Raw genomic sequence first — 11,649 nt, 5'->3', positions numbered from 1 at the left:
CACTTCAGAGCCGGGTGTCTCATGGCGATTTCGTTCGGTCTTGTCGCGGTGCTGGCTGCATTGCAGGCGGCGCCAGTGGCCTCTGCGCCAGCCCAGGACGAAGCCAGGGTCGCGGACATCGTCGTCAACGGTCGGCCGTTGGATGACCTGGTCGGGGACTTCGTTTCCGAAATCTCGCGTCCCGCCGCCCGTCGCGGCCTCGCGCGCTGGCGGGGCGAGCTGTGCGTCGGCGTGGTCAACCTGCCCGCCGCCCATGCCCAGGCGATGGTCGACCGGATTTCAGATGTGGCCGCCGGGGTCGGACTGACACCAGGCGAACCGGGATGCAGCCCTCGGGTCGTGATCATCGCGACGGACGACGGCCCCGCTCTGGCGACGGCGATGGTCAATCGTCGGAGCGCGAGCTTCAACCTGAGCAGCCATCAGACCGACGCGGGGAGTCGGGCGCTTCGCGACTTCCAGACCTCCGATCGTGCCGTTCGCTGGTGGCACACGAGCCTGCCGGTCGATTCGGAAACCGGGCGTCTGGCCATCCGTCTTCCGGGGCAGACCGGCCCTGACGGCCAGCCGTCGGCCCCGGTCATCAACGTCTTCGCCGCCTCGCGCCTCAACAGCCAGATCCGTGACGACCTCAGCCGCGTCGTCATCGTCATCGACGTCACCAAGCTGGGCGACAGCGACTTCCAGCAACTGACCGACTACGTCGCCCTGGTCGCCCTCGCGCAGATTGATGCGGATGCCCAGACGGCGGGCTACGACACGATCATGAACCTGTTCAACGGCTCCGGCGCTCCGTCGGGTCTGACGGACTGGGATATGGGCTACCTCCAGGCCCTGTATTCGACTCATCCTGACCGCATCAATCCGGACGCGCTGACGCGTTCGGTCGCGACCGATGTGGCGCGAGGCATCCGCGCGAGCCAGGCGGCCGGCGACGACTGACCGGCTTTCCGGCGCGGCCCGGCTTGTATCGCTTGCGCCGGACCGCAATATGAGAGCGGAACCGCGACCGACCTGAGTCGCGGGCCTCCTGCATCAGCGAGATCCCATGCGCGACCCGATCGACTACATTTCCTCGAACCTCGTTCCCATGGTGGTGGAGCAGTCCAGCCGTGGCGAGCGGGCGTTCGACATCTTCTCGCGCCTGCTGCGCGAACGGATCATCTTCCTGACCGGCCCGTTCGAGGACGGCATGGCCAGCCTGATCTGCGCCCAGTTGCTGTTCCTGGAATCGGAGAACCCGAAGAAGGAAATCAGCATGTACATCAACAGCCCCGGCGGTCAGGTGACCTCCGCGCTCGCGATCTACGACACCATGCAATACATCAAGTCGCCGGTCTCGACGGTGGTCATGGGCATGGCGGCCTCGGCCGGCTCGCTGATCCTGACGGCCGGTGAGGCGGGCCAGCGCATCGCCCTGCCGAACGCCCGCGTCATGGTGCACCAGCCCTCGGGCGGGTTCCGCGGCACGGCCTCGGACATCGAGCGTCACGCCGAGGACATCATCGCCACCAAGCGTCGCCTGAACGAAATCTACGTCCACCACACGGGCAGGACTTACGAAGAGGTCGAGCGCACCCTGGACCGTGACCACTTCATGACCGCCGAAGAGTCCAAGGCCTGGGGCATCGTCGACCACGTCTACGACAAGCGCACCGAGGCCGAAGCCGACGGCATCAAGACCGTCTGATCGACGCAGATCAATGACCAGTGAAGGGCGCGCCGGGATCGGCGCGCCCTTTTCGTTTGTGCTATCAGGCGCCCATGCAGCACACGCGAGACCTCAAAGGCGTCGTCCAGGTCGACGGCGAAGACTACGAATGGGAGGTCCGCCGCCAGCCGCAGCGGACGACCGGCAACAACTGGGACGGCATCGGCATCGCCCTGAAGCTGGTCGAGGGCCAGCGTGAGGCCATCGTCCTGTTTCCGATGGCGATGAGGGCCAACGGCACGCCTAATTTCGAGCGTCAGCGGATCAGTATCGACGCCGTGAAGAACGCCGTCGCCTCGGCCATCGCCGCCGGTTGGGACCCGACCTCGCGCGGCAAGGTCGTCGTCTTCGACGTGGACGCTGACGGCAACTAGCCAGGGCGCTGGCGGAAGACGCGGAAGCCCGGCTGGTCCGCGATGGCCAGCATCTCGGTGTCGCCCGACGTATCGCCATAGGCCGCCGCCAGCTTGAGATCGGCGCCGAAAGCCTCGTGCAGACGCCGCACCTTCTCTTCGCCGCGACAGTTGGGGCTGGAAAAGGCGCCGGTGATCCGGTCGTCGGCGTCGAACGTCAGATGGGTGCCCAGAAGACCCTCCGCCCCCAGCCGACGCGCGAACGGGGCCACCGTGATTTCCGGCGAGGCGGTCACGATCACGCGATGAGCGCCCCTGCGTCCCCAGTCCTCCCACACCTTCAGCGCGTCGGGCCGCATGAACCCGTCCCAGGTCGCATCGGCGAACCGGGCGGCATCGGTCTCAAGCTCGGCGCGGGTCACGCCTTTCAGGAAAACCTTCACCGAGGCGGCCTTGATCGCTCCCCGGTCGCGATCCCGCGCATAGGCCGCCGTGGCCTTGCCCATCCTGACCAGGCCCAGCGCCCAGCCGCCTGCGCCGGCCCGCCAGCGCAGGAACTGGGTGAAGCTGTCGCGGACTGTCAGAGTGCCGTCGAAATCGAACGCGACGATCGGCCGCGAGGGATCGTCGGACTGGCGAAAGCCCGCCGTGGCGCCCATGTCACCCATTCGCCGTGATCTCCATCCAGCCTGAACAGTCCACGTCAGTCGCGCTTCGCCGGTCTTCGGCGGGCTTGTGGCGGACGTTCGGATGGTTGATTGTCATTTTTTGAATATCTTCGCGTCCATAGTGGTGGAATCAACGCGGGGAAAGCGCGTCCGTCTCCCAGAACGGCGCGAGAGTGAGAAGGGTCTATGACCAAAGCAGCCGGCACCGACGCCAAGTCGACGCTCTATTGCAGCTTCTGCGGCAAGAGCCAGCACGAGGTGCGCAAGCTCATCGCCGGACCGACGGTGTTCATCTGCGATGAATGCGTCGAACTGTGCATGGATATCATCCGCGAAGAGCACAAGATCGGCTTCGTGAAGTCCAAGGACGGCGTCCCGACTCCGAAGGAGATCCGCGAAGTCCTCGACGATTACGTGATCGGCCAGAACCACGCCAAGAAGGTCCTCTCGGTCGCGGTCCACAACCACTACAAGCGTCTGAACCACGCGACGAAGAACAACGACGTCGAGCTGGCCAAGTCCAACATCATGCTGATCGGGCCCACGGGCTCGGGCAAGACGCTGCTGGCCCAGACGCTGGCCCGCATCATCGACGTGCCGTTCACCATGGCCGACGCGACGACCCTGACCGAAGCCGGTTACGTGGGCGAGGATGTCGAGAACATCATCCTGAAGCTGCTCCAGGCGTCCGACTACAACGTCGAGCGGGCCCAGCGCGGCATCGTCTACATCGACGAGATCGACAAGATTTCGCGCAAGTCCGACAATCCCTCGATCACCCGCGACGTCTCGGGCGAGGGCGTGCAGCAGGCCCTGCTGAAGATCATGGAAGGCACCGTCGCCTCCGTGCCCCCTCAGGGCGGCCGCAAGCATCCTCAGCAAGAGTTCCTGCAGGTCGACACCGCCAACATCCTGTTCATCGTCGGCGGCGCCTTCGCCGGTCTGGAGAAGGTGATCTCGGCGCGCGGGGCAGGGGCCTCGATCGGCTTCGGCGCCAAGGTGTCGAACGTCGATGAGCGCCGCACCGGCGACATCCTCAAGGGCGTCGAGCCCGACGACCTGATGCGTTTCGGCCTGATCCCGGAGTTCATCGGCCGTCTGCCCGTCCTGGCGACGCTGGAGGACCTGGACGAAACGGCCCTGGTCACCATCCTGACCGAGCCGAAGAACGCCCTGGTCAAACAGTACAAGCGCCTGTTCGAGATGGAGAACGTCAACCTGACCTTCACCGACGACGCGCTGAACGCGATCGCCAAGAAGGCCATCACGCGCAAGACCGGCGCCCGCGGCCTGCGTTCCATCCTGGAAGGCATCCTGCTGGAGACGATGTTCGAACTGCCCACCTTCGAGGGCGTCGAGGAAGTCGTCGTCAACGCCGAGGTCATCGAGGGCAAGGCCCAGCCCCTGCTGATCTATGCCGAGAAGAAGAAAACGGCCGACGGCGCCGCGTAAGGCGGGACCCAGGCATAAGAACAGGGGCGGGGCCTTCGCGGCTCCGCCCCTTTTTCTTTGTCCGATGGATCAGTTCATCGGCGGCTTGGGATGCAGGTTCGTTTCCTCGGCCGCCCGCTGGGCGTTGGCGCGGGTTTCGTCGGTGACCGAGCCGACGCCGGCTCCGGTGGGGCTGGCCGTGCCGGACTCAGCGGACGTCATGGTCTCGGAACGGCTGGTCGCGTCGGCGGCGGTCGCGCCAGACGGAGCGGCGGGCGCGCTGGTCGAGGCATCGGAGCCCGCGCTGTCGGCTGCGATTGCGTCGGCGTTGGCAGCCGTCGCGTCATCGATGGCCGGAGCGGTCTCGGCGTTGCGGTCGCAGGCGGCCAGCGTCAGCAGGGATGCTGCGGCGGCCAGAGTGATGATCCTGTACAAGAAAGCCTCCCAATCATGGTTATTGTTGCGATGCCAACGGCCACGGTTGGCTTCGGTTGCCGATCACGGATGATGTTGCGGCGCGGCGGACACAGAGGCTGAATGGCCATCCCTGTCGCAATTCTCGCTCTAGGGGGTCGATCTGTACCCGCCTGGCCTCCCATGGACACGCATCGTGCAGCTTGGCCGCCTGTACGCGCGCCTGTGCATCGTCCCGTGGCGACGCTTGAACCGCGGGGCCAAGGGGCCACATACTCACACGAACGCCGTCGGAATCGACGGGCCTCTCCAGGGTGTCGCTGCATATCGCGGGGCGTCAGGGGCAGGCGGGCCGGAGATGATCGAAGGTCCAGGAGCGCACTATGTCCGAGAGTAAAATTCTGCCCGTCCTGCCCCTGCGGGACATCGTCGTCTTCCCCCACATGATCGTGCCGCTCTTCGTAGGGCGCGAGAAATCCGTGCGGGCGCTCGACGAGATCATGAAGGGTGAAAAGCAGATCCTGCTGGCCACCCAGAAGAACAGTGTCGACGACGACCCGTCGCCGGACGCCATCTATCCGGTCGGCGTTCTCGCCACCGTGCTGCAACTGCTGAAACTGCCCGACGGCACCGTGAAGGTTCTGGTCGAGGGCAAGGGTCGCGCCCGTCTGACCCGCTTCACCGACCGGGAGGAGTATTTCGAGGCCGAGGCCGTCGAGATCGAGGACGACCTGGGCGAACCGTCCCAGGCCGAGGCCCTGTTGCGCGCCGTGGTCGAGCAGTTCGAGAGCTATGTGAAGCTGAACAAGAAGGTGCCGCCCGAGGCCCTCAGCTCCATTCCCCAGATCACCGATGCGTCGAAGCTGGCCGACAGCGTCGCCGCCCACCTGTCGGTCAAGATCGCCGACAAACAGAGCCTGCTGGAAACCATCGCCGTGCCGCAGCGGCTGGAGAAGGTCTATGGCCTGATGGAGGGCGAGATCAGCGTCCTGCAGGTCGAGAAGAAGATCCGCTCGCGCGTGAAGCGTCAGATGGAGAAGACCCAGCGCGAATATTATCTGAACGAGCAGATGAAGGCGATCCAGCGCGAGCTGGGCGAGACCGACGACGCGCGCGACGAGATTATGGAACTGGAGAAGCGGATCCGTAAGACGCGCCTGTCCAAGGAGGCCCGCACCAAGGCCGAGGCCGAGGTCAAGAAGCTGCGCAACATGAGCCCGATGTCGGCCGAGTCGACGGTCGTGCGGAACTACCTCGACTGGCTGCTGTCCATTCCGTGGGGAAAGACCAAGCAGAAGCCGATCGATCTGAACAAGGCCGAAGCCATCCTCGAGGAGGATCACTACGGCCTCGAGAAGGTCAAGGAACGGATCATCGAGTATCTGGCGGTGCAGGCGCGCACCAACAGCCTGAAGGGTCCGATCCTGTGCCTCGTCGGCCCTCCGGGCGTCGGCAAGACCTCGCTGGCCAAGTCGATCGCCAAGGCGACCGGGCGTGAATATGTCCGCATGTCCCTGGGCGGCATGCGCGACGAGGCCGAGATCCGCGGTCACCGCCGGACCTACATCGGCTCGATGCCGGGCAAGATCATCCAGTCGATGAAGAAGGTGAAGACGACGAACGCCTTCATTCTGCTGGACGAAATCGACAAGCTGGGCGCCGACTGGCGTGGGGATCCGTCCTCGGCCCTGCTGGAGGTGCTGGATCCGGCGCAGAACAATGCGTTCGGCGACCACTATCTGGAGGTCGACTACGACCTGTCGAACATCATGTTCGTCACCACGGCCAACAGCCTGAACATGCCTCAGCCCCTGATCGACCGGATGGAGATCATCCGGGTCAGCGGCTACACCGAGGATGAGAAGGTCGAGATCGCCAAGCGTCACGTCCTGCCCAAGGTCACCTCCGACAACGGCCTGACACCGGCCGAGTTCGTGGTGCCCGACGAGCAGATCCGCAACCTGATCCGCTACTACACCCGCGAAGCCGGCGTGCGGTCGCTTGAACGGGCTCTGGGCGGCCTGGCCCGCAAGGCCGTGCGCGAGATGTCCAAGCAGAACCTGCTCTCCATCACCGTCGACGAGGCCAAGCTGGCCGAGTACGCCGGGGTGAAGAAGTTCCGCTATGGCGAGACCGACGAGGAGGATCAGGTCGGCATCGTCACCGGTCTGGCCTGGACCGAGTTCGGCGGCGACATCCTGACCATCGAGGCGATCAAGATGCCGGGCCGCGGTCGCATGACCGTCACCGGTAACCTGAAGGAGGTGATGAAGGAATCCATTTCCGCCGCCGCCTCCTACGTCCGGGCGCGCTCGCTCAGCTTCGGCGTCAAGCCGCCGGTTTTCGAGAAGACCGACATCCACGTCCATGTGCCGGACGGTGCCACGCCCAAGGACGGTCCGTCCGCCGGCGTCGCCATGACTGTGGCCATGGTGTCGGTCCTGACCGGCGTGCCGATCCGGAAGGATATCGCCATGACCGGCGAGATCACCCTGCGGGGCCGCGTCACCGCCATCGGCGGCCTGAAGGAAAAGCTGCTCGCGGCCCTGCGTTCCGGCGTCAAAACCGTGCTGATCCCGCAGGAGAACGAGAAGGACCTCGCCGACGTGCCTGACAACGTGAAGGGCGCGCTTGAGATCATCCCGATCTCGACGGCCGACGAGGCGCTGAAGTGGGCCCTGACCGGTTCCTTGACCGCGGTGGAGTGGGACGAGGTGGCCGAGCCGCTGAACCCGGCTCCGCAGGCTCCTCCGGCCGCCGATGGATCGACCGTCGTCAGCCACTGACCTGAACAGCCTCCCCGCCCACCGGCGGGGAGGTTTTTCTTTGGGCGGAAGCGACTTGAACCGAGGCCCGGGGGAGGGCACAACCCGCGTCCGTGGTGAGGGCGGCTAGCTCAGCTGGTCAGAGCATCTCGTTTACACCGAGAGGGTCGGCGGTTCGAACCCGTCGCCGCCTACCACTTTTCTTTATTATAAACAGATGATTAGAATGTCGTCCCTCCGGGGTGGAGGGAGCGCCTAGGCCGCCAGATACCAAATAGATACCTGAGCGTCTGATTTCGCCCTTTGATCCTCAGTCATCGACGGACCGTGTCGTGACCCTTCCGCAGCTGGGGTTCTGGCACTCCAAAGTTAGCTCCTTGCGTCCAAGGTCGCCAAAGATGGGATCGGGCTTCTCATCCGTCACGCGCAGAGGGCCGTGACAGAACCTGCAAGCGCCGGCCGATGGAGTCGCCTGCCGGCTGGCTTCGAGGGCCGCGAGGCGTCGCTCCAGAGAGTCCACGCGATCAGGGAGCGCGGCGACCTTTTTCCAGACCGGGATCTCCTGAAGGGCTTTGATAATGTCTGAGACGCTGATCACCGTTCAATCTCCTGGCTGACCGTCGCGCGAAGCGAGCGCGTAGACAGCTATCGCACGCAGAACGGCGTCTGTCGGCCCTTCCAACAGTCGCTCGACGCGAGCCGCGTCGCCCAATTAGGCCTCGGCGACGGGGCCTCGGATGCCGTGCCACGCTGGGGGCGGGGGCGGCTCCACTTGCGCGCGGTAGGCGTTTGGCCAAGAGCGCGGGTCCTTTCCAGGGGGGCGGCCTCTATGCGGTGGGGCAGAGCGCGACTTCGCGCTAGTTCAGCCTGTTCAATGATTTTGAACCCAGTGAAGACTTAGTGAAGTCGAGACCCGGTGGGGGCGGTGGGGGCCGGTGGGAACCGCCCTTCTATCTCTTTGTTTTATATCTCTTATCTAGGGGCATCGACCGTCCCCACTTGGGCTCGCGCGATGGGGACGGGTGGGAACTCGGTTCATGCCGTGAACCTATCCTTGGGCGGCGACGGTCTTCGGGTTCGGCACGATCCCACCCCGTCCACCCCAAAAATCTCGCGCAAGTGTGGCCCCCTTCTCCCCAGGGGATCGGCCGGTCGCTGGCCTCAGTCCGCGACGCGGATAGCGGCGCGGGCCGGCTGATCGAACTTGGTCTCCGCAACTGTGATCTGACCTAATGCGCCAGGATTTTTATGGGGCGGGGACCCAAGGCCCGGCGGGCGTCAAAGATCAGCCGGGCTACGTCCGGTGGGTCGGCGGACCACTGAGAAAAATGGAAAGGCCCGCCGGTGACGAGCCGGCGGGCTGGACGCAACGAACGGCGCTCGTTTGTCGTGGCGGTGAAGTTAGCCCTAACCTTGGGCGAAATGCTGAACGGCTCTTTCGACGTGCGTTGAGGGCTGGTCCTTGGCCGCCATCATGTAGTGCTCGACCAGATGCGTCGGCAGACCGCCGCCCGCTGTCGCGAGTTGATGGATGATCGACACCAATCCGCGCTCAAGTTGGTGGCTGTTCTTTTGCAGACGGTCGCGGTCTTCCGCCGAAGGGTTGGCCTCCAGCGCTGTGCAGAGCAAATCGGAGGCGTCAAGGTTCATCACCAAGGCCTGAAACGCCGCACCTTTCGAACTGGTCGCGCGACGATGGAGGGCGATCCCTCGGATTGCGGCTAGGCGTTCGCTGATCTCAGTAACGACCGCGCCGGCGCTGATCTCTTCCTCACGCTCGTCCGGCTCCGCTTCGCCGAGGGCGGCCGCGAGACCCACCCAAGACCCCGACGACCGACGAGGCCGGATCGCGTCGTTTAGACCTCTCCACGCCGCGACCAGGTCTGCGGCTTCATCAGCCAGGGCCGCCACCACGCACGACTCGTCGGAGATCTGGCGTCGGGCCGCGTCGGGGGTTTTTGGGAGGAAAGCGACAGCTGCGGTCATTGAGGAGTCTCCGTTTGGGTCGGATCGACGCCGGGAGGGTCCGGCCGGAGCCTTGGTCGGCAAGGTCCGGGCCATGCTCACGCACCCATCCGCGAAGCCAGATAGGCCGGGCTAGCGCGACCGCCGACATAGGCAGCCGGTCCGTATCGCCGGGCGATCGGACTCCGAACGAAGAATGCTCCGCGCGACCGCGTGGGGCGCCTCTTCGCCAGTTTCTTCACCCAGCGCCACGCTCCGGCCAGCGCGTCGGCAAAACTCCGTGCGTCTTCGGATCTGGCGGCCTCGCGGAAGAGGCTCCATGCGACTTTCATAACGCTTCGACGGGTTTCGGTGGTGGTGGTCATCATCATCTCCCTACGCATACACTTGTATGCGTAATGTTCATTCCTTGTCAATTAGATTGATACACTTGTATCCTCTATCGCAGCGATAGATGGAGTGAGATGCCATGCCAGTGACACCGGAGGCGTGCCGGGCGGCGAGAGCCTTGCTCAAATGGTCGATGCGGGACTTAGCCGAACACAGCGGCGTTGCATGGACGACGGTGAACCGGCTTGAAGCCGGAACTCCCGCCCGCGACGCCACGGCTGAGAAGATCGTGGCGGCCTTCGCCGCTCAGGGCGTCGAGATCGTCGCTGATGATGCCAGGACGGGCGCGCTTCTCGCGTTCCGTGCCGAAAGAGAGCGCTGATGCCTGAGTACGGTGAGCCTGATGCGGACGACGGCGGCCGGGTGAGCGTGGTGCTGACGGGAACCGACGACCCGCGCCTGGTAGGCTGGGTCCAGCGATCTGGCTTTAGCGCGGAGCCGGGCAAGGCTGTTTTGGTCGATAGTGTCGAGCTGTCTGAATCTGGCGATCTCTTCGACCGAACCGAGACGCTTATGGTTTTTGTCGCCACAGAGCGCCCTGGCGAAGAAAGGCAGACATTCCCGTTCCCGCTCTTCTTCCGCCGCGCGGATGACAAGTCGCTTGATACCTTGGAGACCTTCCAAGACGCCCTGCGCCGGACACTGAACACTGACGACATCAAAGGCCTCTGGGATGGGCTGAAGACCGATGACGACCCGTTCCCCACCGGGGTGGTGGAGCCGAAGGAAATTGACTCCGCATTTCTCGGCGTTGTGATGATCGAGGGCTTTATCCAGGACGTTGGCCAGACGGACAGCGAACTAGCCCAGAAAATGGCGCTGCATCTGGGCACGGCCTATCACGTGGGGCGCGCCCTCGCGATCTGGGAGCTCAAGCGGAAGTTCGAAGAGGCGGCCAAAGCAGGCCTCGATATCTCCCGGCAGAAGCGCGCTGGAGGCAAAGCGAGAGGCGACCAAATCAAGGCTGCAGCGGACACGTGGCATCAGCCGACGATTGTCTGGGTGCAAGGGCTGATCGATGCGGAGCCTCTAAGACCCAAGCCAATCTCCTATTCCGCGCTGGCCGCAATGGTGTGGGATCTATGGGACGAGCGGGGTTTTGACGAAGGTCCCGCCGATCCGCCTGACATCCTATACTTGGCGAAAACCCTCCTTCCACGGTGGGCTACGAACGGCTTGATCAACCGCCCGACCGACGCTCAACAGACCCCTCCAGCGGGCTGAGGTGGCCATGGGAACGGCGTTCCCATGTTCGGCTCAGCGGCGGATGAATGGTTCGCTGAGCGGTGCAAAGGCGGTGCCCTGAGCGTGGGTGTTGAGGGCGAATATCCCGAAAAGTCGTGAGCACTTCTCGGTTCGCAGGCCCGACTTGGACCTGTTTGGACAGGGACATGCCATGCCATCCGAGCTCTACACCGTATCCGAGGCCGCCCGATGGGCGAAGGTCTCAGAAAGCTTCCTCAACAAGGCGCGCCTGACGGGCTGCGGCCCGAAGTTCGTGCGCCTAGGACGGTCGATCCGCTATCGTCTGGAAGATCTGGAGTCTTGGGCCAAGGCAGGAGCTGCCGGCTCAACCTCGGAATACGGCGCAACGGCATGAGCGACGCCACCAAGTTCCGGCGCATCGACTTCGATCGGGTGAACGCTGCAGCACTTCGTCAATCGGATGCCGTGGTGCGCGGCCTTCTACCCGAGGGTCGCCGCGACGGCGCGGAATGGGTCGCTCGCAATCCCCTGCGCAACGACCGCAAGCCGGGAAGCTTCAAGGTCAACCTGATAACCGGGAAGTGGGGCGATTTCGCCACCTCGGATCGCGGTGGTGACCTGGTCAGCCTCGCCGCCTTCGTCGCCGCTGTGCCCCAACGCGAAGCAGCGATCAGGCTGGCCGAAAGTCTCGGCATCGATCCTTTCGACACCCGCTCCTGACCTCCATTCCGGCGCACGCCCGTGGC

The 11,649-nt window shown here is 64.5% G+C and carries 13 protein-coding genes and 1 tRNA gene; 10 read left to right on the top strand and 4 right to left on the bottom strand.

The window, feature by feature from the left end; genetic code table 11:
* The first annotated feature begins 21 nt into the window (after positions 1-21).
* From ACQY68_RS12295 to ACQY68_RS12285, 3 genes are all read left to right on the top strand, one after another.
* A complete protein-coding gene (locus ACQY68_RS12295) occupies positions 22-942 on the top strand; it encodes a hypothetical protein (RefSeq protein ID WP_428149715.1) in 921 nt (306 codons plus the stop codon).
* A 106-nt stretch (positions 943-1,048) separates the two neighbouring features.
* A complete protein-coding gene (locus ACQY68_RS12290; RefSeq protein WP_428149714.1) occupies positions 1,049-1,690 on the top strand; it encodes an ATP-dependent Clp protease proteolytic subunit in 642 nt (213 codons plus the stop codon).
* 74 nt (positions 1,691-1,764) lie between these two features.
* The gene (locus ACQY68_RS12285) at positions 1,765-2,085 is read left to right on the top strand and encodes a hypothetical protein (protein ID WP_428149713.1); all 321 of its coding nucleotides are present in this window, start codon (positions 1,765-1,767) and stop codon (positions 2,083-2,085) included.
* Here ACQY68_RS12285 and ACQY68_RS12280 read toward each other — a convergent pair.
* Positions 2,082-2,732 carry an HAD-IB family hydrolase gene (locus ACQY68_RS12280; protein ID WP_428149712.1) on the bottom strand — a complete coding sequence of 217 codons (651 nt, stop codon included), beginning with the start codon at positions 2,730-2,732 and terminating at the stop codon, positions 2,082-2,084. The two genes, ACQY68_RS12285 and ACQY68_RS12280, sit on opposite strands and share 4 nt — an antisense overlap.
* A 186-nt stretch (positions 2,733-2,918) precedes the next feature.
* On the opposite strand from ACQY68_RS12280, the gene clpX reads away from it, so the two are divergent.
* Positions 2,919-4,184, top strand: a complete 1,266-nt coding sequence (gene clpX, locus ACQY68_RS12275) for an ATP-dependent Clp protease ATP-binding subunit ClpX (protein WP_428149711.1) — start codon at positions 2,919-2,921, stop codon at positions 4,182-4,184.
* A gap of 69 nt (positions 4,185-4,253) precedes the next feature.
* On the opposite strand, the gene ACQY68_RS12270 is transcribed toward clpX, so the two are convergent.
* On the bottom strand, positions 4,254-4,598 hold the full coding sequence (locus tag ACQY68_RS12270; RefSeq protein ID WP_428149710.1) for a hypothetical protein: 345 nt from the start codon (positions 4,596-4,598) through the stop codon (positions 4,254-4,256).
* 362 nt (positions 4,599-4,960) lie between these two features.
* Between ACQY68_RS12270 and lon the strand changes: the two genes are divergently transcribed.
* Both lon and ACQY68_RS12260 read left to right on the top strand, forming a co-directional pair.
* Positions 4,961-7,363: an endopeptidase La gene (lon, locus tag ACQY68_RS12265; RefSeq protein WP_428149709.1), complete on the top strand. Its 2,403-nt coding sequence runs from the start codon at positions 4,961-4,963 to the stop codon at positions 7,361-7,363.
* Between the two features lie 99 nt (positions 7,364-7,462).
* A tRNA-Val gene (locus tag ACQY68_RS12260) sits at positions 7,463-7,539 on the top strand.
* Positions 7,540-8,749: 1,210 nt separating this feature from the next.
* On the opposite strand, the gene ACQY68_RS12255 is transcribed toward ACQY68_RS12260, so the two are convergent.
* A complete protein-coding gene (locus tag ACQY68_RS12255; protein ID WP_428149708.1) occupies positions 8,750-9,328 on the bottom strand; it encodes a hypothetical protein in 579 nt (192 codons plus the stop codon).
* Positions 9,329-9,405: 77 nt separating this feature from the next.
* Positions 9,406-9,672, bottom strand: coding sequence for a hypothetical protein (locus tag ACQY68_RS12250; RefSeq protein ID WP_428149707.1), 267 nt, complete (start codon positions 9,670-9,672; stop codon positions 9,406-9,408).
* Between the two features lie 143 nt (positions 9,673-9,815).
* Between ACQY68_RS12250 and ACQY68_RS12245 the strand changes: the two genes are divergently transcribed.
* From ACQY68_RS12245 to ACQY68_RS12230, 4 genes are all read left to right on the top strand, one after another.
* Positions 9,816-10,019, top strand: coding sequence for a helix-turn-helix domain-containing protein (locus tag ACQY68_RS12245; protein WP_428149706.1), 204 nt, complete (start codon positions 9,816-9,818; stop codon positions 10,017-10,019).
* On the top strand, positions 10,019-10,921 hold the full coding sequence (locus tag ACQY68_RS12240; RefSeq protein ID WP_428149705.1) for a hypothetical protein: 903 nt from the start codon (positions 10,019-10,021) through the stop codon (positions 10,919-10,921). Before ACQY68_RS12245 ends, ACQY68_RS12240 begins: the two co-directional genes overlap by 1 nt.
* A gap of 172 nt (positions 10,922-11,093) precedes the next feature.
* Positions 11,094-11,297 (top strand): helix-turn-helix transcriptional regulator, encoded by a 204-nt coding sequence (locus ACQY68_RS12235; protein WP_428149704.1) that lies wholly within the window; start codon positions 11,094-11,096, stop codon positions 11,295-11,297.
* On the top strand, positions 11,294-11,623 hold the full coding sequence (locus ACQY68_RS12230) for a hypothetical protein (protein ID WP_428149703.1): 330 nt from the start codon (positions 11,294-11,296) through the stop codon (positions 11,621-11,623). Before ACQY68_RS12235 ends, ACQY68_RS12230 begins: the two co-directional genes overlap by 4 nt.
* Positions 11,624-11,649 lie beyond the last annotated feature (26 nt).

It is taken from the genome of Brevundimonas sp. (assembly GCF_965278935.1).
GTDB lineage: Bacteria > Pseudomonadota > Alphaproteobacteria > Caulobacterales > Caulobacteraceae > Brevundimonas.
This window is presented reverse-complemented; position numbering and strand designations above follow the sequence as displayed.

Coding starts and splice junctions, on each gene's coding strand:
- ACQY68_RS12295 (WP_428149715.1), top strand. CDS start 22: ATGGCGATTTCGTTCGGTCTTGTCGCGGTGCTGGCTGCATTGCAGGCG.
- ACQY68_RS12290 (WP_428149714.1), top strand. CDS start 1,049: ATGCGCGACCCGATCGACTACATTTCCTCGAACCTCGTTCCCATGGTG.
- ACQY68_RS12285 (WP_428149713.1), top strand. CDS start 1,765: ATGCAGCACACGCGAGACCTCAAAGGCGTCGTCCAGGTCGACGGCGAA.
- ACQY68_RS12280 (WP_428149712.1), bottom strand. CDS start 2,732: ATGGGTGACATGGGCGCCACGGCGGGCTTTCGCCAGTCCGACGATCCC.
- clpX (WP_428149711.1), top strand. CDS start 2,919: ATGACCAAAGCAGCCGGCACCGACGCCAAGTCGACGCTCTATTGCAGC.
- lon (WP_428149709.1), top strand. CDS start 4,961: ATGTCCGAGAGTAAAATTCTGCCCGTCCTGCCCCTGCGGGACATCGTC.
- ACQY68_RS12255 (WP_428149708.1), bottom strand. CDS start 9,328: ATGACCGCAGCTGTCGCTTTCCTCCCAAAAACCCCCGACGCGGCCCGA.
- ACQY68_RS12250 (WP_428149707.1), bottom strand. CDS start 9,672: ATGACCACCACCACCGAAACCCGTCGAAGCGTTATGAAAGTCGCATGG.
- ACQY68_RS12240 (WP_428149705.1), top strand. CDS start 10,019: ATGCCTGAGTACGGTGAGCCTGATGCGGACGACGGCGGCCGGGTGAGC.
- ACQY68_RS12235 (WP_428149704.1), top strand. CDS start 11,094: ATGCCATCCGAGCTCTACACCGTATCCGAGGCCGCCCGATGGGCGAAG.
- ACQY68_RS12230 (WP_428149703.1), top strand. CDS start 11,294: ATGAGCGACGCCACCAAGTTCCGGCGCATCGACTTCGATCGGGTGAAC.